28 protein-coding genes and 1 riboswitch are annotated in these 22366 nt (G+C 64.3%); all 28 genes read left to right on the top strand.

Annotated elements, in window-relative coordinates; translation table 11 throughout:
* The first annotated feature begins 136 nt into the window (after window positions 1–136).
* A riboswitch (TPP riboswitch) is annotated at window positions 137–247 on the top strand.
* Window positions 248–469: 222 nt separating this feature from the next.
* The 28 genes from AB4Y32_RS28185 (at window position 470) to tatB (ending at window position 22340) form a co-directional block, all read left to right on the top strand.
* The gene (locus tag AB4Y32_RS28185; RefSeq protein ID WP_368724498.1) at window positions 470–1630 is read left to right on the top strand and encodes an FAD-dependent oxidoreductase; all 1161 of its coding nucleotides are present in this window, start codon (window positions 470–472) and stop codon (window positions 1628–1630) included.
* 9 nt (window positions 1631–1639) lie between these two features.
* Entirely contained in the window at window positions 1640–1837 is a 198-nt protein-coding gene (gene thiS, locus AB4Y32_RS28180) for a sulfur carrier protein ThiS (protein WP_368724497.1), read from the top strand.
* Window positions 1838–2092: 255 nt separating this feature from the next.
* Window positions 2093–2929 (top strand): thiazole synthase, encoded by an 837-nt coding sequence (locus AB4Y32_RS28175; RefSeq protein WP_368724496.1) that lies wholly within the window; start codon window positions 2093–2095, stop codon window positions 2927–2929.
* Window positions 2926–4023: a thiamine phosphate synthase gene (thiE, locus tag AB4Y32_RS28170; protein WP_368724495.1), complete on the top strand. Its 1098-nt coding sequence runs from the start codon at window positions 2926–2928 to the stop codon at window positions 4021–4023. The genes AB4Y32_RS28175 and thiE overlap by 4 nt, the downstream gene beginning before the upstream one ends.
* A gap of 109 nt (window positions 4024–4132) precedes the next feature.
* Window positions 4133–4954 (top strand): ABC transporter ATP-binding protein, encoded by an 822-nt coding sequence (locus AB4Y32_RS28165; protein WP_368724494.1) that lies wholly within the window; start codon window positions 4133–4135, stop codon window positions 4952–4954.
* Window positions 4951–5718 carry a lipid asymmetry maintenance ABC transporter permease subunit MlaE gene (gene mlaE / locus AB4Y32_RS28160; protein ID WP_368724493.1) on the top strand — a complete coding sequence of 256 codons (768 nt, stop codon included), beginning with the start codon at window positions 4951–4953 and terminating at the stop codon, window positions 5716–5718. Before AB4Y32_RS28165 ends, mlaE begins: the two co-directional genes overlap by 4 nt.
* Before the next feature lie 105 nt (window positions 5719–5823).
* Window positions 5824–6378 (top strand): outer membrane lipid asymmetry maintenance protein MlaD, encoded by a 555-nt coding sequence (gene mlaD / locus AB4Y32_RS28155; protein ID WP_368724541.1) that lies wholly within the window; start codon window positions 5824–5826, stop codon window positions 6376–6378.
* A 12-nt stretch (window positions 6379–6390) separates the two neighbouring features.
* Window positions 6391–7371 (top strand): VacJ family lipoprotein, encoded by a 981-nt coding sequence (locus AB4Y32_RS28150; protein WP_368724492.1) that lies wholly within the window; start codon window positions 6391–6393, stop codon window positions 7369–7371.
* 138 nt (window positions 7372–7509) lie between these two features.
* Window positions 7510–8142 carry a phospholipid-binding protein MlaC gene (locus AB4Y32_RS28145; protein ID WP_368724491.1) on the top strand — a complete coding sequence of 211 codons (633 nt, stop codon included), beginning with the start codon at window positions 7510–7512 and terminating at the stop codon, window positions 8140–8142.
* A gap of 20 nt (window positions 8143–8162) precedes the next feature.
* Entirely contained in the window at window positions 8163–8456 is a 294-nt protein-coding gene (locus tag AB4Y32_RS28140) for a lipid asymmetry maintenance protein MlaB (protein ID WP_368724540.1), read from the top strand.
* Window positions 8457–8929: 473 nt separating this feature from the next.
* Window positions 8930–9856 carry an ABC transporter ATP-binding protein gene (locus AB4Y32_RS28135; protein WP_368724490.1) on the top strand — a complete coding sequence of 309 codons (927 nt, stop codon included), beginning with the start codon at window positions 8930–8932 and terminating at the stop codon, window positions 9854–9856.
* Window positions 9853–10608, top strand: coding sequence for an ABC transporter permease (locus AB4Y32_RS28130; RefSeq protein WP_368724489.1), 756 nt, complete (start codon window positions 9853–9855; stop codon window positions 10606–10608). Before AB4Y32_RS28135 ends, AB4Y32_RS28130 begins: the two co-directional genes overlap by 4 nt.
* An 11-nt stretch (window positions 10609–10619) precedes the next feature.
* On the top strand, window positions 10620–10859 hold the full coding sequence (locus tag AB4Y32_RS28125; protein ID WP_368724488.1) for a BolA family protein: 240 nt from the start codon (window positions 10620–10622) through the stop codon (window positions 10857–10859).
* A gap of 234 nt (window positions 10860–11093) precedes the next feature.
* Window positions 11094–12356 (top strand): UDP-N-acetylglucosamine 1-carboxyvinyltransferase, encoded by a 1263-nt coding sequence (gene murA, locus AB4Y32_RS28120; protein ID WP_368724487.1) that lies wholly within the window; start codon window positions 11094–11096, stop codon window positions 12354–12356.
* Entirely contained in the window at window positions 12353–13051 is a 699-nt protein-coding gene (hisG, locus tag AB4Y32_RS28115; protein ID WP_368724486.1) for an ATP phosphoribosyltransferase, read from the top strand. Before murA ends, hisG begins: the two co-directional genes overlap by 4 nt.
* Window positions 13052–13105: 54 nt before the next feature.
* The gene (hisD, locus tag AB4Y32_RS28110; RefSeq protein ID WP_368724485.1) at window positions 13106–14428 is read left to right on the top strand and encodes a histidinol dehydrogenase; all 1323 of its coding nucleotides are present in this window, start codon (window positions 13106–13108) and stop codon (window positions 14426–14428) included.
* 153 nt (window positions 14429–14581) lie between these two features.
* On the top strand, window positions 14582–15652 hold the full coding sequence (gene hisC, locus AB4Y32_RS28105; protein ID WP_368724484.1) for a histidinol-phosphate transaminase: 1071 nt from the start codon (window positions 14582–14584) through the stop codon (window positions 15650–15652).
* A gap of 58 nt (window positions 15653–15710) precedes the next feature.
* Window positions 15711–16298: an imidazoleglycerol-phosphate dehydratase HisB gene (hisB, locus tag AB4Y32_RS28100; protein WP_087736369.1), complete on the top strand. Its 588-nt coding sequence runs from the start codon at window positions 15711–15713 to the stop codon at window positions 16296–16298.
* A 43-nt stretch (window positions 16299–16341) separates the two neighbouring features.
* Window positions 16342–16962: a MarC family protein gene (locus AB4Y32_RS28095; protein WP_152764661.1), complete on the top strand. Its 621-nt coding sequence runs from the start codon at window positions 16342–16344 to the stop codon at window positions 16960–16962.
* Window positions 16959–17600, top strand: a complete 642-nt coding sequence (hisH, locus tag AB4Y32_RS28090) for an imidazole glycerol phosphate synthase subunit HisH (RefSeq protein WP_368724483.1) — start codon at window positions 16959–16961, stop codon at window positions 17598–17600. The genes AB4Y32_RS28095 and hisH overlap by 4 nt, the downstream gene beginning before the upstream one ends.
* Before the next feature lie 198 nt (window positions 17601–17798).
* Window positions 17799–18551 (top strand): 1-(5-phosphoribosyl)-5-[(5-phosphoribosylamino)methylideneamino]imidazole-4-carboxamide isomerase, encoded by a 753-nt coding sequence (hisA, locus tag AB4Y32_RS28085; RefSeq protein ID WP_368724482.1) that lies wholly within the window; start codon window positions 17799–17801, stop codon window positions 18549–18551.
* Window positions 18552–18709: 158 nt separating this feature from the next.
* A complete protein-coding gene (hisF, locus tag AB4Y32_RS28080; RefSeq protein ID WP_152764657.1) occupies window positions 18710–19483 on the top strand; it encodes an imidazole glycerol phosphate synthase subunit HisF in 774 nt (257 codons plus the stop codon).
* A gap of 1 nt (window position 19484) precedes the next feature.
* Entirely contained in the window at window positions 19485–19895 is a 411-nt protein-coding gene (gene hisI / locus AB4Y32_RS28075; protein ID WP_368724481.1) for a phosphoribosyl-AMP cyclohydrolase, read from the top strand.
* Window positions 19892–20266: a phosphoribosyl-ATP diphosphatase gene (locus AB4Y32_RS28070; protein WP_087736363.1), complete on the top strand. Its 375-nt coding sequence runs from the start codon at window positions 19892–19894 to the stop codon at window positions 20264–20266. The genes hisI and AB4Y32_RS28070 overlap by 4 nt, the downstream gene beginning before the upstream one ends.
* A 113-nt stretch (window positions 20267–20379) precedes the next feature.
* Window positions 20380–20775, top strand: coding sequence for a DUF4870 family protein (locus tag AB4Y32_RS28065; RefSeq protein WP_090871810.1), 396 nt, complete (start codon window positions 20380–20382; stop codon window positions 20773–20775).
* A 46-nt stretch (window positions 20776–20821) separates the two neighbouring features.
* Window positions 20822–21187 carry a histidine triad nucleotide-binding protein gene (locus AB4Y32_RS28060; RefSeq protein WP_368724480.1) on the top strand — a complete coding sequence of 122 codons (366 nt, stop codon included), beginning with the start codon at window positions 20822–20824 and terminating at the stop codon, window positions 21185–21187.
* A 309-nt stretch (window positions 21188–21496) separates the two neighbouring features.
* Window positions 21497–21733 (top strand): Sec-independent protein translocase subunit TatA, encoded by a 237-nt coding sequence (tatA, locus tag AB4Y32_RS28055; protein WP_087736360.1) that lies wholly within the window; start codon window positions 21497–21499, stop codon window positions 21731–21733.
* A gap of 58 nt (window positions 21734–21791) precedes the next feature.
* The gene (tatB, locus tag AB4Y32_RS28050) at window positions 21792–22340 is read left to right on the top strand and encodes a Sec-independent protein translocase protein TatB (RefSeq protein WP_368724479.1); all 549 of its coding nucleotides are present in this window, start codon (window positions 21792–21794) and stop codon (window positions 22338–22340) included.
* Window positions 22341–22366: the final 26 nt, after the last annotated feature.

The raw sequence follows: 22366 nt of genomic DNA, 5'->3' as shown, positions 1-22366 counted from the left end.
GCGGCGTGACTCCGTCCGCATTGACGCGTGCCATTGTGCCAGACCCGGCGAACGCCACGACAAATCGAAAATAAGCCCCGGCCGATTGCGTTCCTTCCGGGTTTGCGGCGCGCGCAGCTTTTATGGTCTAATGGTCCGGACGAAACAGGGGTGCTTCGTGCGCAAGCAGTCGTTGCAGCGAGGCTGAGAGAGACCCTTCGCACCCGATCCGGGTAATACCGGCGCGGGAAGTTTTCGGGAAGTTTTTCCTGGAAGTGCTCCTTCCGCCGGGCCGCGCTCCCGTTCAACCGTGAGCGTCCATGCCCGGCCGGCCTCGCCCGCCGGTTTCGTCCTTGGGTACGTGCGCACGTCTGCCGTACGGAAAGGATTCGATGACCGCTCAATTTTCAGTTTTTTGCATCGTTGGCCCGGCTTCTGCCGGTCGCTTCGTCATGCGCGCGCCGTTTGCGGCGCGCCGGGGAGCCGCGCGATGACGATCTCTGCTCAACCGGATTTCGCGGTGATCGGCGGCGGGCTGTGCGGGCGTCTCGTCGCATGGCAACTCGCGGGCGACGGGCACCGCGTCGCGCTGTACGAGCGCGGCGACGCGTCGGGCTCGCAGGCGGCAGCGTGGGTCGCGGCGGCCATGCTCGCGCCGCTCGCCGAGGCGGCCAGCGCCGAACTGCTGATTACGCGGCTGGGCGCCGCGTCGCTAGAAACATGGCCGACGCTGCTAGATCAGTTGCCCGAGCGGGTGTTTTTCCAGCGCAATGGCTCGCTGATCGTGTGGCACCACAGCGATCGCGCCGAAGCGCCGCTGTTCGAGCGCCGCCTGCGCGCGAACGCGCCCGCCGAACTGCTCGACGGCGGTCTCGTAGCGCTGGCGGGCGCACAGGTCGGCGCGGCTGAACCGGCGCTCGGCGGCCGTTTCAACCAGGGCTGGCTGTTGCCGCACGAGGGGCAGCTCGATAACCGTCAACTGCTGGCGGCGCTCGCGGCGGGCCTCGCGGCGCGCGGCGTCGAGACGCACTGGAATACGTCTGTCGACGACAACGCGTTGCCGGCCGCGCGCATCACGATCGATTGCCGGGGGCTGGGCGCGAAGCCCGTCATGCCGACGCTGCGCGGCATTCGCGGCGAGGTCGCGCGCGTGCACGCGCCCGGCATCGGCCTGACGCGCCCGGTGCGGCTGCTGCATCCGCGCTATCCGCTCTATATCGCGCCGAAGGAGAACGATCTGTACGTGATCGGCGCGACCGAGGTGGAGGGCGAGGACATGTCGCCCGTCAGCGTGCGCTCGGCGCTCGAACTGCTGAGCGCGGCGTTCTCGGTCCACCCGGCTTTCGGCGAGGCGCGCATTCTCGAACTGAATTCGCAGTGCCGGCCGACGCTGCCCGACCATCGCCCCGCTCTGATGTGGGACGGCGCGAGCACGCTGCGCGTGAACGGGCTGTATCGGCATGGCTACATGATCGTGCCCGAAATCGCGGGCGAAGCGGTGCGCTTCGCGTCGGCGCTGCTGGATGGCCGCGTCGCCGATGAAGACGCCTTCGCCGACTGGCGGAGCAATGCGCGCTGGAGCGAGCTGTTCCAGCTGGATCGCGGGCACATCCGTGGCGACGCCCGCACGGCCGCTACTTTCAACGTTTGAACGAAAGACATGGATATACAGATCAACCACAAGCCGCTGTCGCTGCCCGAGGGCGCGACGGTCGCCGATGCGCTCAACGCTTTCGGCGCGCGGCCGCCGTTTGCCGTCGCGCTGAACGGCAATTTCGTCGCGCGTGGACAGCATGCCGCGCGCGCCTTGCAGGCGGGCGACAAGCTCGACGTCGTGCACCCCGTCGCGGGTGGATGACGGACGAGGCGCCGCCTGCCGCAAGTGACACAAACAGTGACAGAAGCAGGCGACGCAAGCAGGCGACCCAGGCAGGCGACCCAAGCAGGCGACCCAGGCAGGCGACCCAGGCAGGCGACCCAGGCAGGCGACCCAGGCAGGCGACCCAAGCAGGCGACCCAGGCAGGCGACCCAGGCAGGCGACCCAAGCAGGCGACCCAAGCAGGCGACCCAAGCACGCGATACAAGCAGCTGACACAAGCCAAGGACTCACGCATGAACTCACACGCGAACCCACCCGCGCTGGCCCCCGCCGACGCGCTCACGCTTTACGGCAAAACTTTCCAGAGCCGCGTGCTGCTGGGCACATCGCGCTATCCGTCGCTACAGTCGCTGTCGGATTCGATCGCGGCGGCGAAGCCCGGCATGGTGACAATCGCGCTGCGCCGGCAGATGAACGAGGGCGGCGCGGAAGCCGGCTTCTTCGACCTGATCAAGCGCCACGGCGTGCCGCTGCTGCCGAACACGGCGGGATGCCAGACGGTCGGCGAGGCCGTCACGACGGCGCACATGGCGCGCGAGATCTTCGAGACTGACTGGATCAAGCTCGAGCTGATCGGCGATGACTACACGCTGCAGCCCGATCCCGTCGGCCTGATCGAAGCGGCCGCGCAACTGGTCAAGGATGGCTTCAAGGTGCTGCCTTACTGCACCGAAGATCTCGTGATCGGCCGGCGTCTGCTCGATGCGGGCTGCGAAGCGCTGATGCCGTGGGGCGCGCCCATCGGCACCGGCAAGGGCGTGCTGAATCCGTATGGCTTGCGCGTGCTGCGCGAACGTCTGCCCGGCGTGCCGCTGATCGTCGACGCGGGCCTCGGCGTGCCGTCGCATGCTAGCCAGGTGATGGAGTGGGGCTTCGACGGCGTGCTGCTGAATACGGCCGTGTCGCAGGCGACGCACCCCGAGACCATGGCGCGCGCGTTCGCGCTGGGCGTCGAAGCGGGCCGCGAGGCTTATCTGGCCGGCCCGATGGCCGAACGTGAAACCGCCCACGCGAGCACGCCCGTCGTCGGCATGCCGTTCTGGCATCAGGATGGGAGCGCCGCTGCATGACCGAAACCCTGAAACTCGCGGGCCGCGACCTGTTCTGGCCGCCCGCCGACGAACTCACGGAAGCCGCCGAGCGCATCCGCGCGCGCCTCGGCGACTGGCCGCCGACGCACGTCGACTGGCGCATCTGCCTGACGGCACCCGATGACGCGAACGGCGGCGATCTGATCGTCGTCGCCGATCTGCAGCAGCACGGCGAGCAGATCGCGCGCTGGATGACGCAGGGCGCGGGCGTGATCGAAGCGGCTGCGGGCCGCGCGGTGCTGCATCTGGGCGGCGCGCGCTATCAGCTCGAAGGCCATCTGGCCGAAGACTGGATTCCCGCGCTGGCGGCGTTCCTTGATTGCGGGTTCGATACGCACGACGCGCTGGTGCTCGCGCTCGCATGGCGCGACGGCGACGAAACGAAATCCGACGATGCCTGGCCGTGCGATCTGTCGCGCTTTCCGCGCGTTGCCGGTCTGCCCGACGCGCCCGCGCAGCCGTTCGCCTCGTGCCCCGAAGCGCTCGGCCTCTATCCCGTGCTGCCCACGGCGGACTGGGTCGAACGCGTGGTCGGCTTCGGCGTGAAGACGGTGCAGTTGCGTCGCAAGACGGCGGAACCCGACGAGCTTAAAAAGGAAATCGCGCGCGCGATCGCGGCGGGCCGCGAGCACGACGCGCAGGTGTTCATCAACGATCACTGGCAGGCCGCCATCGACGCGGGCGCTTACGGCGTGCATCTCGGCCAGGAAGACGTGCATACGGCCGACCTGCACGCGCTCGCGGCAGCGGGCGTGCGCCTCGGCCTCTCGACGCACGGCTACTACGAGATGCTGACGGCGCTGCATTTCCGTCCGAGCTATATCGCGCTCGGCGCCGTGTTCCCGACCACGACGAAGGTGATGCCTACCGCGCCGCAAGGTCTCGCAAGGCTCGCGCGCTACGTGAAATTGCTGGACGGCGTCGTGCCGCTCGTCGCGATCGGAGGCATCAGCGGCGATGTGCTGCCGCAAGTGCTCACGACGGGCGTGAAAAGCGCAGCCGTGGTGCGCGCGGTGACGGAAGCCACCGATCCCGCCGCCGCGGTCGCGTCGTTGCAGCAGGCCTTCGCGTAGCCCAAAGATTGGGAGAAGGGTTCGAAAAGTTAAATCGTGGCGCCGTCAAGGCAGGGTTTGCACGAAGGCCCTATAATTCGGCCTTCCGTGTAAAAGGACTGTCCGTTACGTGCCATCCTCTTCCGAGACCCTTCTCGAGCTGCGCGACGTCGACTTCGGCTATGGCGAGCGCCTCGTCCTGTCGAACCTGAATCTGCGCTTCAAACGCGGCCAGGTGGTCGCGGTCATGGGCGGATCGGGGTGCGGGAAGACCACCGTGCTGCGGCTCATCGGCGGCCTCGTGCGCGCGAAACGCGGCCAGGTGCTGTTCCACGGACAGGACATCGGCGCGCAGACGCGCGATGGCCTGTACGCGCTGCGCCGCAAAATGGGCATGCTGTTCCAGTTCGGCGCGCTTTTCACCGACATGTCGGTGTTCGAGAACGTCGCCTTCGCGCTGCGCGAGCACACCGACCTCCCCGAAGAACTGATCCGCGACCTCGTGCTGATGAAGCTGAACGCGGTTGGTCTGCGCGGCGCGCGCGATCTCGCGCCGTCGGAGATTTCGGGCGGCATGGCGCGCCGCGTCGCGCTTGCCCGCGCAATCGCGCTTGATCCCGAACTGATGATGTACGACGAGCCGTTCGCCGGTCTCGACCCCATCTCGCTCGGCGTCACCGCGAACCTGATCCGCGCGCTGAATCAGGCGCTCGGCGCCACATCCATCCTCGTCACGCACGACGTGCCCGAGTCGTTCGCGATCGCCGATTACGTCTACTTCCTCGCGAACGGCGGCGTCCTCGCCGAAGGCACGCCCGCCGAGCTGCGCGAGTCGACCGATCCGACTGTGCGCCAGTTCATCGACGGCGCGCCCGACGGTCCGTTCAAATTTCACTATCCGAGCAGCACGCCGCTCGCGGCGGATTTCGGCATTGGCGGAGGCCGCGCATGATCAGCACTATCGGTCGTACCGTCATCCTGGGCCTCGGTCAGACGGGCTATGCGTCCCGCATGTTCGTGCGCCTCGTGCTGGAATTTTTCCCGCTGCTGCGCCGTCCGCGTCTTGTCACGAAGCAGATCCACTTCGTCGGCAACTATTCGCTGGTGATCATCGCGGTGTCGGGGCTGTTCGTCGGCTTCGTGCTGGGGCTGCAGGGCTACTACACGCTCAACCGCTATGGTTCCGAGCAGGCGCTGGGCTTGCTTGTCGCGCTGTCGCTCGTGCGCGAACTCGGGCCCGTCGTGACGGCGCTGCTGTTCGCTGGGCGCGCGGGCACGTCGCTGACGGCTGAAATCGGCCTGATGAAGGCAGGCGAGCAACTGACGGCAATGGAAATGATGGCCGTCGATCCGCTCAAAGTAGTCGTCGCGCCGCGCATGTGGGCGGGCATCATCGCGATGCCGGTGCTCGCCGCGATCTTCAGCGCCGTCGGCGTGCTGGGCGGCTATGTCGTGGGCGTGCTGATGATCGGCGTCGACGCGGGCTCGTTCTGGTCGCAGATGCAAAGCGGCGTCGATGCGTATCGCGACGTCGGCAACGGCGTGATCAAAAGCATCGTGTTCGGCTTCGCGGTGACGTTCATCGCCCTCTACCAGGGCTACGAAGCGAAAGCCACGCCGGAAGGCGTATCGCGCGCGACGACGAAGACAGTCGTCTATGCGTCGCTCGCGGTGCTCGGTCTCGATTTCCTGCTGACCGCTCTGATGTTCAGCTAGGCGGTATTCAGCCAAGACTTGCGCGGAGTGAACCGCGATGCGGCGCAGATCCAACTGCGCCGCACGGGTGTCACGCCGCTGCGGCAGATTCTCTTTGGGATGACGATGAAAAAAACTGCTCTCGATTTCTGGGTCGGTCTGTTCGTGGTGTTGGGGTTCATCGCGCTACTGTTCCTCGCGCTGAAGGCCGGCAACATGAGCTCGCTGTCGTTTCAGGCGACGTATCCCGTCAAGCTGAAATTCGACAATATCGGCGGACTCAAGCCGCGCGCGCCCGTCAAGAGCGCGGGCGTGACGGTAGGCCGCGTGGCGTCGATCGGCTTCGACACCAACTCGTATCAGGCGCTCGTGACGCTCGATATCTACAAGCAATATCAGTTTCCAAAGGACACGTCCGCGAAGATTCTGACGGCGGGCTTGCTGGGTGAGCAGTACATCGGTCTCGAACCGGGCGGCGACAGCGAAATGCTGAAAGCCGGCGACACGATCACGATGACCCAGTCGGCAATCGTCCTGGAGAATCTGATCGGGCAGTTCCTCTATAGCAAGGCGGCGGATTCGGGGGCTGCCAAACCGGGTGCGTCTGCTGCGGCGCCCGCATCCGGAGCGCCGGCTCTCGCGGCTCCGGCTGCGGCTGCTTCGGGCGCGTCTGGTCAATAAGGAGAACAAGAAATGAAGACGACACGCCCACGTGTCGCGGCGCTCGCGCTCGCCGCGACGATGCTTGCAGGTTGCGCAACCGTTCAGAATCCGACGAAGGAAGATCCGCTCGAAGGTTTCAACCGCACGATCTTCACCTTCAACGACAAGGTCGACCAGTACGCGGTGAAGCCCGTCGCGAAGGGCTACGTGTTCGTGACGCCGCAGCCCGTGCGCGATAGCGTGACGAACTTCTTCTCGAACATCGGCGACGTGTACATCGCCGCGAACAACCTGTTGCAGCTGAAGATCGCCGATGGCGTGTCCGACATCATGCGGATCGTGATCAACACAGTGTTCGGTGTCGGCGGCCTGTTCGACGTCGCGACGATTGCCAAGCTGCCGAAGCACGACAACGACTTCGGTCTGACGCTCGGCCATTACGGTGTGCCGTCGGGGCCGTATCTCGTGCTGCCGCTGTTCGGGCCTAGCACGGTGCGTGACGGCGTCGGCATGGTGGGCAATTACTTCATCAACCCGCTGACGTACGTGAAGCCCGACAGCGTGAGCTGGGCGCTCTATGGCCTGAACCTCATCAACGTGCGCGCGAATCTGCTGGGCGCGAGCGACGTGCTCGAAGGCGCGGCGCTCGACAAGTACTCGTTCGTGCGCAACGCCTACTTGCAGCGCCGCCGCTATCTGCTGTCGGATGGGAGCGCTGCGACGGGCCTGCCGGACTACGGCAGCGAGGCGCCGCCGCCGAAGTACGAAGACGTCGAAGGCGGCGCCGCGGCGGCAGCGCCAGCGGCTGGCGCCGCGCCCGGCGCGGGAGTAACCGCCAAACCCGCTGCACCCGCGTCCGCGCCACAAGCGGCTTCGGGCGCGACGGCGGGCGGCGCCGAGCCGGCATCGGGCGCGCAGCCGACGCCGCCCGCCGACGTGCCGCCGACCGTCCCCGGCGGCCAGATCGTGCCGCCCGCGCATTTCGGGTACCCGTCGCTGAAGCTGCACTGATGTCAGATGATTGAGAGTCGGTGGTTGGGCTACCGTAACACTCGGATACGACTCTCGCAGTTTGCACGTGGCTTGCGGCTGAACTCGCGTGGTATTGTCGCCTCCAACGTTAAGCTTATTTTTTTTGCAGGACTGGAAATGAAAAAATTCTTCTTCTTTATCCCGTTTTTTGCAGCTCTCTTTGCGTTCGGCGGTGCTGCGTCCGCGCAAACCGTGGATACCAGCAATCCGGACGTGATGGTCAAGACGGTCACGCAGCAGGTGATCGACGCAGTGCGCGCCGACAAGACGATCCAGACCGGGAACATTTCCGCCGTCACCAAGCTCGTGAACGAAAAAATCCTCCCGTACACGGACTTCCGCCGCACGACGCAACTGGCGATGGGCCGCAACTGGCGCACCGCGACGCCTGAGCAGCAGGCCGCCGTCGTCGAGCAGTTCAAGACACTGCTGATCCGCACGTACTCGGGCGCGCTCGCGCAGGTGAAGGACCAGGATATCCAGTACAAGCCGTTCCGCGCGAACCCGGACGACACCGATGTGGTCGTTCGCTCGGTCGTGATGAACAACGGTTCGCCCGTCGAGCTCGACTATCGTCTGTACAAGACGGCGCAAGGCTGGCGCGTGTATGACCTGAACGTGCTCGGCGCATGGCTGATCCAGGCGTATCAGCAGCAGTTCAACGAGCAGATCCAGAAGAACGGCGTCGACGGTTTGATCCAGTTCCTCACGGCTCGCAACCAGCAACTGGCGAACGGCAAACAGTCGTGAACAACTTTTCGACCGCGCCGATGACCACGTCGTCGGCCGACACGTTCGAAACGGGCGACACGCTGACCCACGCTAGCGCGAAAGCCGCGCTAGCAGCGGGTCTTGCGCGCATCGGCGGCGGTGCGACGGCTGTCGATTGCGCGCCGCTCACGCAGTTCGATTCGTCGGCGCTCGCCGTGCTGCTCGCATGGCAGCGCGCGGCGACCGCCCGCGGCACGCCGCTTTCCATCGTCAATCTGCCCGCGGGACTGTCCAGTCTCGCGCAAGCCTATGGCGTCGACACTTTGGTCTGTCGACGGGAGTTGGCGCTTTAGCGCCTACTCCCGTCCCATGCAAGGCGGTCGACCGGAGTTGGCGCTTTAGCGCCTACTCCCGTCCCATGCAAGGCCGGTCGACCGGAGTTGGCGCTTTAGCGCTTACTTCGGCCCCATTCAGGGCGGTCGACCCGGGTTGGCGCTTTAGCGCTTACTCCCGTCCCACGTAACGCAGTTGCACCGCACGACCTTGACGCTCACACGTCGATGAGCCACGCGTCGCCCTACACTGCACGCGCGGGCTCGCGTTCTCCCAAGGCAAGTCGGCCGACTCGACTTTTGCCCTATAATCAAACGTTTTTTGGCGCCTGGCCGCCTCAGGCCACATCCCGCGCATGGTGGTAGCGGGGCTGTAGCGGCTGCAGCCGTCGCGATGGCGGTTGTTGCGCACCGGGCCCCAATTCCGTTTCCCCAGCTTTCGCGCCCTTGGCGGGCGACCAATCAGGCGCTGTCGATGTCGACGGCGCACAGTCATGTCAGCGATCGAAATTCGTAACGTCAAGAAGCGCTACAAGGATCTGCAAGCGCTCAAAGGCGTCAGCTTCACCGTCGAGCAAGGCGAGTTTTTCGGGCTGCTCGGTCCGAACGGCGCCGGCAAGACCACGCTCATCAGCATCCTCGCCGGTCTCGCGCGCGCCGATGAAGGCAGCATCGCGGTTCACGGTCACGATGTCGTCGGCGATTTCCGGCTCGCGCGCCGCGCGCTCGGCGTCGTGCCGCAGGAACTCGTGTTCGACCCGTTCTTCACCGTACGCGAGACGCTGCGCCTCCAGTCGGGCTACTTCGGCCTGCGCAACAACGACGACTGGATCGACGAAGTGATGGCCAATCTCGATCTCACCGAGAAAGCCGACGCGAACATGCGTGCGCTTTCGGGCGGGATGAAGCGCCGCGTGCTGGTCGCGCAGGCGCTCGTGCACCGGCCGCCCGTAATCGTGCTCGACGAGCCGACAGCGGGCGTCGACGTCGAACTGCGCCAGACGTTGTGGAAATTCATCTCGCGCCTGAACCGCGAAGGCCACACGATCGTGCTGACCACGCACTATCTGGAAGAAGCCGAATCGCTGTGCGACCGCATCGCCATGCTGCGGCGTGGCGAAGTGGTCGCGCTGGAACGCACGAGCACGCTGCTGCAGCGTTTCGCAGGCACGCAGCTGTTCATCCGCTTCGCGCAAGGCGTTCTGCCCGCCGAACTGCGATCGCTCGAAGTCGATCCGGGCGCCATCAACGGACGTCAGCATCTGCTGCGCCTGTCGAGCTATGACGACGTCGAGCGCATCCTCGCGCAATGTCGCGCCGCAGGCTGCACGTTCGAGGAAATCGAAGTGCGCAAGGCTGATCTCGAAGACGTGTTCCTGCAAGTGATGAACGGACCGGAAATGATCGAGGGACTGGCATGAGCGGCTTCCGTACCCTGTTTTACAAAGAGCTGCTGCGCTTCTGGAAGGTGTCGTTCCAGACCGTGCTCGCACCCGTCATCACGGCGCTGCTGTATCTGACGATCTTCGGCCACGCGCTGCGCGACCACGTGCAGGTCTATCCGGGCGTGCTGTACACGAGCTTTCTCGTGCCGGGCCTCGTGATGATGAGCGTGTTGCAGAACGCGTTCGCGAACAGCTCGTCGTCGCTGATTCAATCGAAGATCACGGGCAATCTCGTGTTCGTGCTACTGCCGCCGCTGTCGCATTGGGAGATGTATGCCGCCTACGTGCTCGCGGCCGTCGTGCGCGGGATGTGCGTCGGCTTCGGCGTGTTCATCGTGACGATCTGGTTCATTCCCGTGAGCTTTACGGCGCCGTTCTATATCGTCGCGTTCGCGGTGCTCGGTTCGGCGATTCTCGGCACGCTCGGTCTGATCGCCGGAATCTGGGCGGAGAAGTTCGACCAGCTCGCCGCGTTCCAGAATTTTTTGATCATGCCGCTCACGTTCCTCTCGGGCGTGTTCTACTCGACGCATACGCTGCCACCCGTGTGGCGCGAAATCTCGCGGCTGAACCCGTTTTTCTACATGATCGACGGCTTTCGCTACGGCTTCTTCGGCATGTCGGATATCGATCCGCTGTGGAGCCTCGCGATCGTCGGCGGTTTCTTCGTCGTGCTGGCCGTGCTGGCAATGCGTATGCTCGCGTCCGGCTATAAGCTGCGTCACTGACAGGAGCACTCATGCTACCCACTCCCGAACAGGTCAAGAACTACATCGCGGCTGCCCTTCCTTGCGAGCATCTCGAAGTCGAAGGCGACGGCCAGCATTTCTTTGCGACCATCGTGTCGCCGAACTTCGAAGGCAAGCGCCTGATTCAACGGCATCAACTGGTGTATGCGGCGCTCGGCGACCGCATGCGTGAAGAAATTCACGCGCTCAGCATGAAAACGCTGACGCCCTCCGAATGGCAAAGCGCCTGACCAGGCGCGTAATCGAGGGCGAAAAAACAGGCTGTCTGTCGGGGGACAGCGCTCAACAACCCGGCTGCAAGAAAGAGCGGAACAACAAGCTGCACAATAAGCTTCGGATGTAGCACCCAATCAGTTGGAACATTAGTGCGAATTACAAATGAGAGTCGCGACGTCGCGTATGGCGCCGCAGCAACCGCCCATAAGACGCCCGTTGGCGGACGGGCAGATCAGGAACAAACAGGCATGGACAAACTCGTGATTGAAGGCGGGCAGAAGCTCGCCGGTGAGATCGTCGTTTCGGGTGCGAAGAACGCGGCGCTGCCGATTCTCTGCGCAGGCTTGTTGAGCGCGGAGCCGGTTCACCTCGACAACGTGCCCGATCTGCAGGACGTGCGCACCACGCTGAAGCTGCTCGGCCAGATGGGCGTGCGCGCGGAAAGCGGCGAGGGCAAGGTGTCGCTCGATGCGTCGAAGGTCGACAACCTCGTCGCGCCGTACGAGCTCGTGAAGACGATGCGCGCGTCGATTCTCGTGCTGGGTCCGCTCGTCGCGCGTTTCGGCGAAGCGAAGGTGTCGCTGCCGGGCGGCTGCGCGATCGGCGCGCGTCCCGTCGATCAGCACATCAAGGGCCTGCAGGCGATGGGCGCCGAGATCAACATCGAGCACGGCTTCATCGAAGCGCGCGCGAAGCGTCTGAAGGGCGCGCGCATCGTCACCGACATGATCACCGTCACGGGCACGGAAAACCTGCTGATGGCGGCCGTGCTCGCGGAAGGCGAAACGATCATCGAAAACGCGGCGCGCGAGCCCGAAGTCGGCGATCTGGCGAATCTGCTCGTCGCGATGGGCGCGAAGATCGACGGCATCGGCACCGATCGCCTCGTCATTCAGGGCGTCGACAGGCTGCATGGCGCGAAGCACACGATCGTGCCGGACCGCATCGAAGCGGGCACGTTCCTGTGCGCGGTCGCGGCGGCAGGCGGCGACGTCACGTTGCGCCACGTGCGTCCGCAGATCCTCGAAGCCGTGATCGACAAGCTGCGCGAAGCAGGCGTGACGATCGAGGAAGGCGACGACTGGATGCGCGTGCGCATGAACCAGCGTCCGAAGGCCGTGTCGTTCCGCACGTCCGAGTATCCGGCGTTCCCGACCGACATGCAGGCGCAGTTCATGGCGCTCAACGCGCTGGCTGACGGCACGTCGCAAGTCGTCGAAACGATCTTCGAAAATCGCTTCATGCACGTGCAGGAGCTGAACCGTCTCGGCGCGCACATCACGATCGACGGCAAGACGGCGCTCGTCAACGGCGTCGAGAAACTGTCGGGCGCGAAGGTGATGGCGACCGACCTGCGCGCGTCGGCGAGCCTCGTGATCGCGGGCCTGTGCGCGGACGGCGAAACGCTGATCGACCGCATCTACCACCTCGATCGCGGCTACGACCGGATGGAATCGAAACTCACCGCAGTCGGCGCGAAGGTGCGCCGCATCAAGGGTAATCAGGCATGAGCGAGTTGCCGCAAACGTCGTTGTCGCCGGCAGTGGGCAATCCGCTGACGCTCGCGCTGTCGAAGGGCCGCATCTTCGAGGAAACGGTGCCGCTGCTCGCGGCAGCCGGCATCGAAGTGACGGAAGACCCGGAAACGTCGCGCAAGCTGATTCTGCCGACCACCGATCCGAACCTGCGCGTCATCGTCGTGCGCGCGACGGACGTGCCCACGTACGTCGAATACGGTGCCGCCGATTTCGGCGTCGCGGGCAAGGACGTGCTGATCGAGCACGGCGGCAGCGGCCTTTACCAGCCGATCGATCTGAACATCGCGCGCTGCCGGATGTCGGTTGCGGTCGCGGCCGGCTTCGACTACGCGAATGCCGTGCGCCAGGGCGCGCGCGTGCGCGTCGCCACGAAGTATGTGGAAACCGCGCGCGAGCACTTCGCGGCCAAGGGCGTGCACGTCGATCTGATCAAGCTGTACGGCTCGATGGAGCTCGCGCCGCTCGTGGGCCTCGCCGACGCGATCGTCGATCTGGTCAGCTCGGGCGGCACGCTGCGTGCCAACAATCTAGTTGAGGTCGAAGAGATCATGCCGATCTCGTCGCGCCTCGTCGTGAACCAGGCGGCGCTGAAGCTCAAGCGCGCCGCGCTGGCTCCGATCCTCGACGCGTTTGAACGCGCGTCGCAACGCACCGACGCACCGGCCTGACGAAAGCTCTCGATTCGCGGCTCACTCGCGCGCCTTACCGAAACGGATACCAGCATGTCTATCAAGATTCGCAAACTCGATTCCAGCACTGAAGATTTCCAGAAGTCGCTGCATGCGGTGCTCGCGTTCGAAGCGAGCGAAGATGAAGCGATCGAGCGCTCGGTCGCGCAGATCCTGGGCGACGTGAAGGCGCGCGGCGACGCCGCCGTCCTCGAATACACGAACCGTTTCGACCGTCTGAACGCGCGGGACGTCGCCGCGCTCGAACTGCCGATGGCCGAACTGGAAGCGGCGCTGGAAGGGCTCGAGCCGAAGCGCCGCGCGGCGCTCGAAGCGGCCGCGGCGCGCGTGCGCGGGTATCACGAGAAGCAGAAGATCGAATGCGGCAGCCATAGCTGGCAGTACACGGAAGCCGACGGCACCGTGCTCGGCCAGAAAGTGACGCCGCTCGATCGCGCCGGTATCTACGTGCCGGGCGGCAAGGCGGCGTATCCGTCGTCGGTGCTGATGAACGCGATTCCCGCGCGCGTCGCCGGCGTGCGCGAAATCGTCATGGTCGTGCCGACGCCGGACGGCGTGAAGAACCAGCTCGTGCTGGCAGCGGCGCTGCTGGGCGGCGTCGATCGCGTGTTCACGATCGGCGGTGCGCAGGCCGTTGGCGCGCTCGCGTATGGCACACAGACCATCCCCGCCGTCGACAAGATCTGCGGGCCGGGCAATGCGTACGTCGCGTCGGCGAAGCGCTGCGTGTTCGGCACGGTCGGCATCGACATGATTGCCGGTCCTTCGGAAATTCTCGTGCTGTGCGACGGCACGACCGATCCGCGTTGGGTCGCGATGGACCTGTTCTCGCAGGCCGAGCACGACGAACTCGCGCAATCCATTTTGCTGTGTCCGGACGAAGGGTTCATCGCGCGAGTCGAGGAAGCGATCGACGAACTGCTGCCGGCGATGCCGCGCCGCGCAGTGATCCAGGCTTCGCTCGAAGGGCGCGGCGCGCTGGTGAAGGTGCGCGACATGGAGCAAGCCTGCGCGATCGCCAACGACATCGCGCCGGAGCACCTCGAAATTTCCGCGCTGGAGCCGCAGCAATGGGCGCAGCAGATTCGCCACGCGGGCGCGATCTTCCTCGGCCGCTATACGAGTGAAAGCCTCGGCGATTACTGCGCAGGGCCCAATCACGTGCTGCCTACGTCTCGTACCGCACGTTTCTCGTCGCCGCTCGGCGTTTATGATTTCTTCAAGCGTTCGAGCCTGATCGAAGTGAGCGCGGACGGCGCGCAGACGCTCGGTGAAATCGCCGCCGAACTCGCATACGGCGAAGGCCTGCAGGCGCATGCTCGCAGTGCCGAATACCGGATGAAGAACACGGGCTGAACCTGCGGCGAGTCTGCCCGCTTCGGACGGGCATTACGCGTGCTCTATCCGATGCAGACGCCGTTGCCAGATTAATAGAACTCAACCCGGGCGGCCGGCGAGCCGCCCCATTTGCGCTATGGCCTGCCGGAGAGGGCGGCCGCGCTCCACGCCATGACGACACCTCAAGACATCATTCGCCGCGACGTGCTCGCGATGACGAGCTATCCCGTTCCCGACGCAACAGGCCTCGTGAAGCTCGACGCGATGGAAAATCCGTTTCCGCTGCCCGAAGCGCTCGCCGTGCAGCTCGGCGAGCACCTGGCCGGCGTCGCGCTGAACCGCTACCCCGCGCCGCGCCCCGAGGCGCTGCTCGACAAGCTCAAGCGCGTGATGAACGTGCCGGCGAACTGCGAGGTGCTGCTCGGCAACGGTTCGGACGAGCTGATCAGCATGATTTCCGTCGCGTGCTCGACGCCGGGCGCGAAGGTGCTCGCGCCTGTGCCGGGCTTCGTGATGTACGCGCTGTCGGCGAAGCTTGCGCATATGGAATTCGTCGGCGTGCCGCTCAATGCCGATTTCACGCTCGACACGGACGCGATGCTTGCCGCGATCGCCGAGCATCGGCCTGCCGTCATCGATCTCGCGTATCCGAACAACCCGACGGGCACGCTGTACGACGCCGCCGATATGGAGCGCATCATTGCTGCGGCGAGCATGAGCCTCGTCGTGATCGACGAGGCGTATCAGCCGTTCGCGCAGCACAGCTGGATGCCGCGCGCGGGCGAGTTCGACAATGTCGTCGTGATGCGCACGGTGTCCAAGCTAGGGCTTGCGGGCATCCGGCTCGGCTATATGGCGGGCCGCACGGAATGGATCAACGAGTTCGACAAGGTGCGCCCGCCGTACAACGTCAACGTGCTCACGCAGGCGACGGCCGATTTCCTGCTCGATCACATCGAAGTGCTCGACGCGCAGGCCAAGCAACTGCGCGACGAACGCGCGAAGCTTGCGCAGGCCGTGGCCGCGCTGCCTGGCGCCGAAGTGTTCCCGAGCGCCGGCAATTTCCTGCTCGTGCGCGTGCCGGACGCGTCGGCGACCTTCGAAACCCTGCTCACATCGCGGGTTTTGATCAAAAACGTGAGTAAAATGCATCCATTGCTCGCGAATTGCGTGCGTTTGACAGTCGGTTCTCCGGAAGAAAACGCGCAGATGCTCGCCGCGCTGAAACTCGTGCTGAACTGATCTCTCACTTCAGCACTTCTCAACCCACACTTTCAAAAGTCAGATTCGAGGAATTGCCATGCGCCTTGCGGAAGTCGTTCGCAACACCAGCGAAACGCAGATCCGTGTGAAGATCAACCTGGACGGCACCGGTCAGCAGAAGCTGGCCACGGGCGTGCCGTTCCTCGATCACATGCTCGACCAGATCGCCCGTCACGGGCTGATCGATCTGGACATCGAAGCGCATGGCGACACGCATATCGACGACCACCATACCGTCGAAGACGTCGGCATCACGCTTGGCCAGGCCATTGCGAAAGCGGTCGGCGACAGGAAGGGCATCCGCCGCTACGGCCATTCGTACGTGCCGCTTGACGAAGCGTTGTCGCGCGTCGTGATCGACTTTTCCGGCCGTCCGGGCCTCGAATTCCATGTGCCGTTCACGCGCGCGCGCATCGGCACGTTCGACGTCGATCTGTCCATCGAATTTTTCCGCGGCTTCGTGAATCATGCGGGCGTCACGCTGCATATCGACAACCTGCGCGGACTGAACGCGCATCACCAGATGGAAACGGTGTTCAAGGCGTTCGGCCGCGCGCTGCGCATGGCCGTCGAACTGGATGAACGCGCGGCGGGGCAGATTCCGTCGACCAAGGGCAGCCTCTGAGCGACATAACGGAACCGGCTGCGCCGCGCGCGTCCGGCTTGCGATGGATATCCTCAAGTCGTTTATTTCGCTGCTGGCGCTGATCAATCCCGTCGGCGCCATACCGTTCTTTCTGAGCCTGACGTCGCAGCAATCGGCCGCCGAGCAGCGCCGCACGATCCGGATCGCATCGATTTCGGTGTTCTGCGTGATCGCCGTGACGACGCTGCTAGGGCAGCAGATCATCAGCTTCTTCGGCATTTCGGTTGGATCGCTTGAAGTTGGTGGCGGCATCATCATGTTACTGATGTCGATCAACATGCTGAACGCGCAGATCGGCAACGCCCGCTCGACGCCAGAAGAGCGCCACGAAGCCGAGCTGAAGGACAACGTCGCCGTCGTGCCGCTGGCGATTCCGCTGCTCACGGGGCCGGGTTCGATTAGTACGGTCATCGTCTATTCGGCCAGCTTTCATCATTGGTACGACCGCGTTAGTCTGATCGTGATCGGCGCCGTGATTGCGGCGCTCTGCTTCGGGTCGCTGAGTCTTGCCGAGCCGATCGCCCGCTGGGTCGGCCGGACGGGCATCAATATCGGCACGCGGTTGATGGGTTTGATGTTGTCGGCGCTGGCGGTGGAGTTCATCGTCGACGGATTGAAGGCGTTGCTGCCTAACTTGAAATGAAAACTTCGATTGCGATTGTGGATTACGGAATGGGCAACCTGCGCTCGGTTGCGCAGGCGTTGAAGAAAGCCGCGCCGGAAGCGGACGTGGCGATCGTCGACAAGCCTGAAGCCATCCGTTCGGCAGACCGCGTGGTGCTGCCGGGCCAGGGCGCGATGCCCGACTGCATGCGCTCGCTCGGCGAATCCGGCTTGCAGGATGCCGTCGTCGAAGCGTCGCGCACCAGGCCGCTGATGGGCGTGTGCGTCGGCGAGCAGATGCTGTTCGACTGGAGCGCGGAAGGCGACACGAAAGGACTCGGCCTGCTGCCGGGCCAGGTCGTGCGCTTCGAGCTGGACGGGCAGTTGCAGGACGACGGCTCGCGCTTCAAAGTGCCGCAAATGGGCTGGAACCGTGTCCGTCAGGTCGTGCCGCACCCGCTGTGGGACGGCGTCGCCGACAACGCGTTCTTCTATTTCGTGCACAGCTACTACGTAGTGCCTGAGAACGCGTCGCACACATCGGGCGAGACGGTGTATGGCGTGCCCTTTACCTCGGCGGTGGCGCGGGATAACATTTTTGCGACCCAATTCCACCCGGAAAAGAGCGCCGACGCGGGTTTGCGCGTGTATCGCAACTTCGTGCACTGGAATCCCTGATCCCTTTCGTCAGCGTCTTCAACCGTCCATGTTCCCTTTCCGGTCCGATTGCCTCGCTCACATGCATATGCGTACGCTGCCCGTTGGCAAGCTCGCCGAAAGACATGTACTAAACTAGCGGAACGGCCTGGCGCGGGCCACAGCCGGATTTCCCGCCAGCCGAACTTCAACTTTCTTCCCAGATACCACCCGATTGCTATGCTGCTGATCCCCGCCATCGACCTGAAAGACGGTCAGTGTGTACGCCTCAAACAGGGCGATATGGACCAGGCGACGATTTTCCACGAGGAACCGCAGGTGATGGCCCGGCATTGGGTCGACCGTGGCGCGCGGCGCCTGCACCTCGTCGACCTGAATGGCGCGTTTGCCGGCAAGCCAAAGAACGAAGAGGCGATTCGCGCGATCATCGAGGAAGTCGGCGGCGAGATTCCCGTGCAACTGGGCGGCGGCATCCGCGATCTGAACACGATCGAGCGCTATCTGGACGACGGCCTCGAGTACGTGATCATCGGCACGGCGGCGGTGAAGAATCCGGGCTTCCTGCTCGAAGCGTGCACGGCGTTCGGCGGCCATATCATCGTCGGCCTCGACGCGAAGGACGGCAAGGTGGCCACCGACGGCTGGAGCAAGCTGACGGGTCACGAAGTGGCCGATCTCGCGCGCAAGTTCGAGGACTACGGCTGCGAGTCGATCATCTACACGGACATTGGCCGCGACGGTATGCTCCAGGGCATCAATATCGAGGCGACGGTGCGCCTTGCGCGCGCGGTGAAGATTCCGGTGATCGCGAGCGGCGGTCTGTCGAACATGGGCGACATCGAAGCGCTGTGCGAAGTGGAGGCCGAAGGGATCGAAGGCGTGATCTGCGGCCGCGCGATCTATTCGGGCGACCTCGACTTCGCTGCGGCGCAGACGCGCGCGGACCGCTTGCGCGAATCGGACGACGCCTGAGCCCCGGGCGTTTTGCGCATACGGCGCGGCCGATATGTGTGAGCGCACATTGTGCAGCGTCCCGCGTGCCGACCCGAAGTCGGACTTTTTCCGCTCTCCTGCGAATCGCGAATGGATGAGCGTCCTTACCAGCGGTATTGGCAAGAACTCGCAAGATCATGGCTTTAGCTAAACGCATCATCCCCTGTCTGGACGTCACGGCCGGCCGCGTGGTCAAGGGCGTAAATTTCGTCGAACTGCGCGACGCGGGCGACCCCGTCGAAATCGCACGCCGCTACGACGAGCAGGGCGCGGACGAACTCACGTTCCTCGACATCACAGCCACGTCTGACCAGCGCGACCTGATCCTGCCGATCATCGAAGCGGTGGCCTCGCAAGTGTTTATTCCGCTGACGGTCGGCGGCGGCGTGCGCGCCGTGGAAGACGTGCGACGCCTTTTGAACGCGGGCGCCGACAAGGTCAGCATGAATTCGTCGGCGGTGGCGAATCCGCAACTCGTGCGCGACGCGACGGACAAGTACGGCTCGCAGTGCATCGTCGTCGCGATCGACGCGAAGCGCGTATCCGCAGACGGCGAGACGCCGCGCTGGGAAGTGTTCACGCACGGCGGTCGCAAGAACACGGGCCTCGATGCAGTGGAGTGGGCACGCAAGATGGCCGAATTCGGCGCGGGCGAAATCCTGCTGACCAGCATGGACCGCGACGGCACGAAGAGCGGCTTCGACATTGCGCTGACGCGCGCCGTGTCGGACGCAGTGCCCGTTCCCGTGATCGCGTCGGGCGGCGTCGGCTCGCTGCAGCATCTCGCCGACGGTATCAAGCAAGGCCGCGCGGATGCCGTGCTGGCTGCGAGCATCTTCCACTATGGCGAGCACACGGTCGGCGAGTGCAAGCGCTTCATGGCCGATCAAGGCATTTCGGTGAGGTTGTAACGTGGTCAATCCGTCTGAAGTCAGCTGGCTCGACAAGGTGAAGTGGGACGCGAGCGGCCTTGTGCCCGTGATCGCGCAGGAAGCGTCGACGAACGACGTGCTGATGTTCGCGTGGATGAACCGCGAAGCGCTGTCCAAGACGATCGAAACGGGCCGCGCGGTCTACTTTTCGCGCTCGCGGCAGCGCCTGTGGTTCAAGGGCGAAGAGTCGGGCCACGTGCAGCATGTGCGTGAGGTGCGCCTCGACTGCGACGAAGACGTCGTGCTGCTGAAGGTCGAGCAGGTATCGGGCATCGCGTGCCATACCGGCCGGCATTCGTGCTTTTTCCAGAAATTCGAAGGCTCGGCCGACACCGGCAACTGGGTTGCCGTCGATCCCGTGCTGAAAGATCCCGAACACATCTACAAATGACGCAAAATTCTCAATCGACGGGCGACACGCTTCAGCGCCTCGCCGCCGTCATCGACAGCCGCAAGGGTGGCGATCCCGAAGTTTCGTATGTGTCGCGCCTTTTCCATAAAGGCGACGACGCGGTGCTGAAGAAGATCGGCGAAGAAGCCACGGAAGTCGTACTCGCCGCGAAGGACGTGCGCCTCGGCGCGGAACGCAAGGCGCTCGTCGGCGAAGTGGCCGACTTGTGGTTTCACTGCCTCGTGATGCTGTCGCACTTCGACCTGAATCCCGCCGACGTGCTCGCCGAGCTGGAGCGTCGCGAAGGCCTGTCGGGCATCGAGGAAAAGGCCCTGCGCAAGAGCCGGGAACGCGAGCGCAACGGCGACTGAGACCGTCCGATTCAAGCAATGGCAGGCTCGGCGGGTTCAGGAGCCGCGAGACAAGGCGTTACAGCACCGGCACAGCAACAGTATCCCGTCGCACCCTCGAGGAGGACGCACATATGGAACAGTCGCAGGGCGGATATCCGCCACCGTCGTATCAGAGCGCAATCGAAATCGATCGGCAGCGCAGCCTGCGCACGCTGACGCATATCATCTACGCGCTCTACGCCGTCTACTGGCTGACGGGCGGGATTTCTGTGCTGATCGCGATCATCCTCAACTACATCAAGCGGCCGGAGACAATTGGCACGCCGTACGAAGCGCACTTCGACTGGCAGATCCGCACGTTCTGGATGGGGCTGCTTGGGCATCTGATCGGCGTCGCGCTCTTTATCGTGCTGATCGGCGTGCCGATTCTGTGGGCTGTCGCGATATGGACGTTGTACCGTATCATCAAAGGCTGGTTGTTTCTGTACGACAACAAGCCGCTGACGAATCCGCGCAGCTGGTTCTGACAATCGCCGAATGCGGCGCGCGCTGCGTTCGGCGTCCATCGAGACCATGAGCCACGATCCAAACTGCCTGTTCTGCAAGATCGCCGCGGGCGAGATTCCGTCGACGAAAATCCACGAAGACGACGAGTTTGTCGCGTTCCGCGACATCCGCCCCGCAGCCGAGACGCATGTACTCGTCATACCGCGCAAGCACATCGAAACGCTGTCGAATTGCACTGAAGGCGATGTCGCTCTGCTTGGTAAAATGTTGATATTGGTTGCACGTCTCGCCGAACAGTTGGGCGTCGCGTACAACGGCGGCCAGACAGGCTTTCGCACGGTCATCAACACGGGGCCGGGCGGCGGACAAGAGGTCTATCACCTGCATGCTCATTTGCTCGCGGGGCCGCGTCCGTGGCTGCGGATGGGCTGAACGCGGGAATGCTGCCGCATGTTCGGTGCTAAGCCAAACAGCATTAATTTGCCGCCCAGGCATTTTGACTGCGCACAATGGCGAGACCCGAAGCCGAAGACGCTGTTTTATGTAGGGATGTAACGACAGCGACCCGCGGACGTGCTCATAATGAGCGAGGGACTAGGCTAACGGCCGCCGACGCGATTTGCGCCTGGGGTCGGCAGGTTTTACACACGGGGCGCGTTCGGAAGGCCGCACTTCGATTTACGCCGCAAGGCACACGATTGCCGTCGCAAGGCACGACGGCGGGGGTTAAGGAGATTTTTCATGGGCTCATTGAGTATTTGGCATTGGCTGATCGTTCTGCTGATCGTCGCACTGGTGTTCGGCACCAAGAAGCTGCGCAATATCGGCAGCGATCTGGGTGGCGCGGTGAAGGGATTCAAGGAAGGAATGAAGGAAAGCGAATCGCCTGAGGCGCAGCAGCGTGATCAACTGTCGCGCTCGAACACCGTCGATGTCGACGCAAAGGAAAAGGCGCCGCATTCCGGCGATTCCCGCTAATCCGGCGCAAGCCGCACGCTTGCGCTGACGAGGCGCGCACTGACGGGAAGCCCAATCCATGCTGGACCTCGGTTTGACCAAGATGGCGTTGATCGGCGTTGTCGCGCTGGTCGTGCTCGGGCCGGAGCGGCTGCCGCGCGTCGCGCGCACGGCCGGCGCGCTGTTCGGGCGCGCGCAGCGCTATATCAACGACGTAAAGGCCGAAGTCACGCGCGAAATCGAACTCGACGAATTGCGCCGCATGAAGACGGACTTCGAATCGGCGGCGCAAAACGTCCAGTCGTCGATCCACGAGAATCTGCGCAAGCATGAAGCCGAACTGAACGAGGCGTGGGCGCAGGGCACGTCGGTGTCGCCGAGCATTGCAGGCGGCGCTGCGGAGAGCGAGGCGTCCGCCACGGCCGATTCTTCCGCCGCATCGGAGGGCACGTCCTGGCGCAGCCACAGCGCGTCCGCAGCCAAACGCAGGAACTGGCGCGTCAAGCAGACAGCCACGCCGAGCTGGTACAAACGCGCCACGTTGCGGCGCACGCGTGTCCAATCGGGGGCGGCGCGCGTTGCGCGGCATACGCCCGTCAGTCTGCGCCGGCCGACACGCTTCTTCTGATCTTCCGATGTCACGCGCATCAATCT

This window comes from Paraburkholderia phymatum (assembly GCF_040965635.1).
In the GTDB taxonomy this organism is placed as follows: domain Bacteria; phylum Pseudomonadota; class Gammaproteobacteria; order Burkholderiales; family Burkholderiaceae; genus Paraburkholderia; species Paraburkholderia phymatum_B.
Note: the sequence above shows the minus strand (reverse complement) of the source record. Positions and strands in the feature narration are given on the sequence as shown.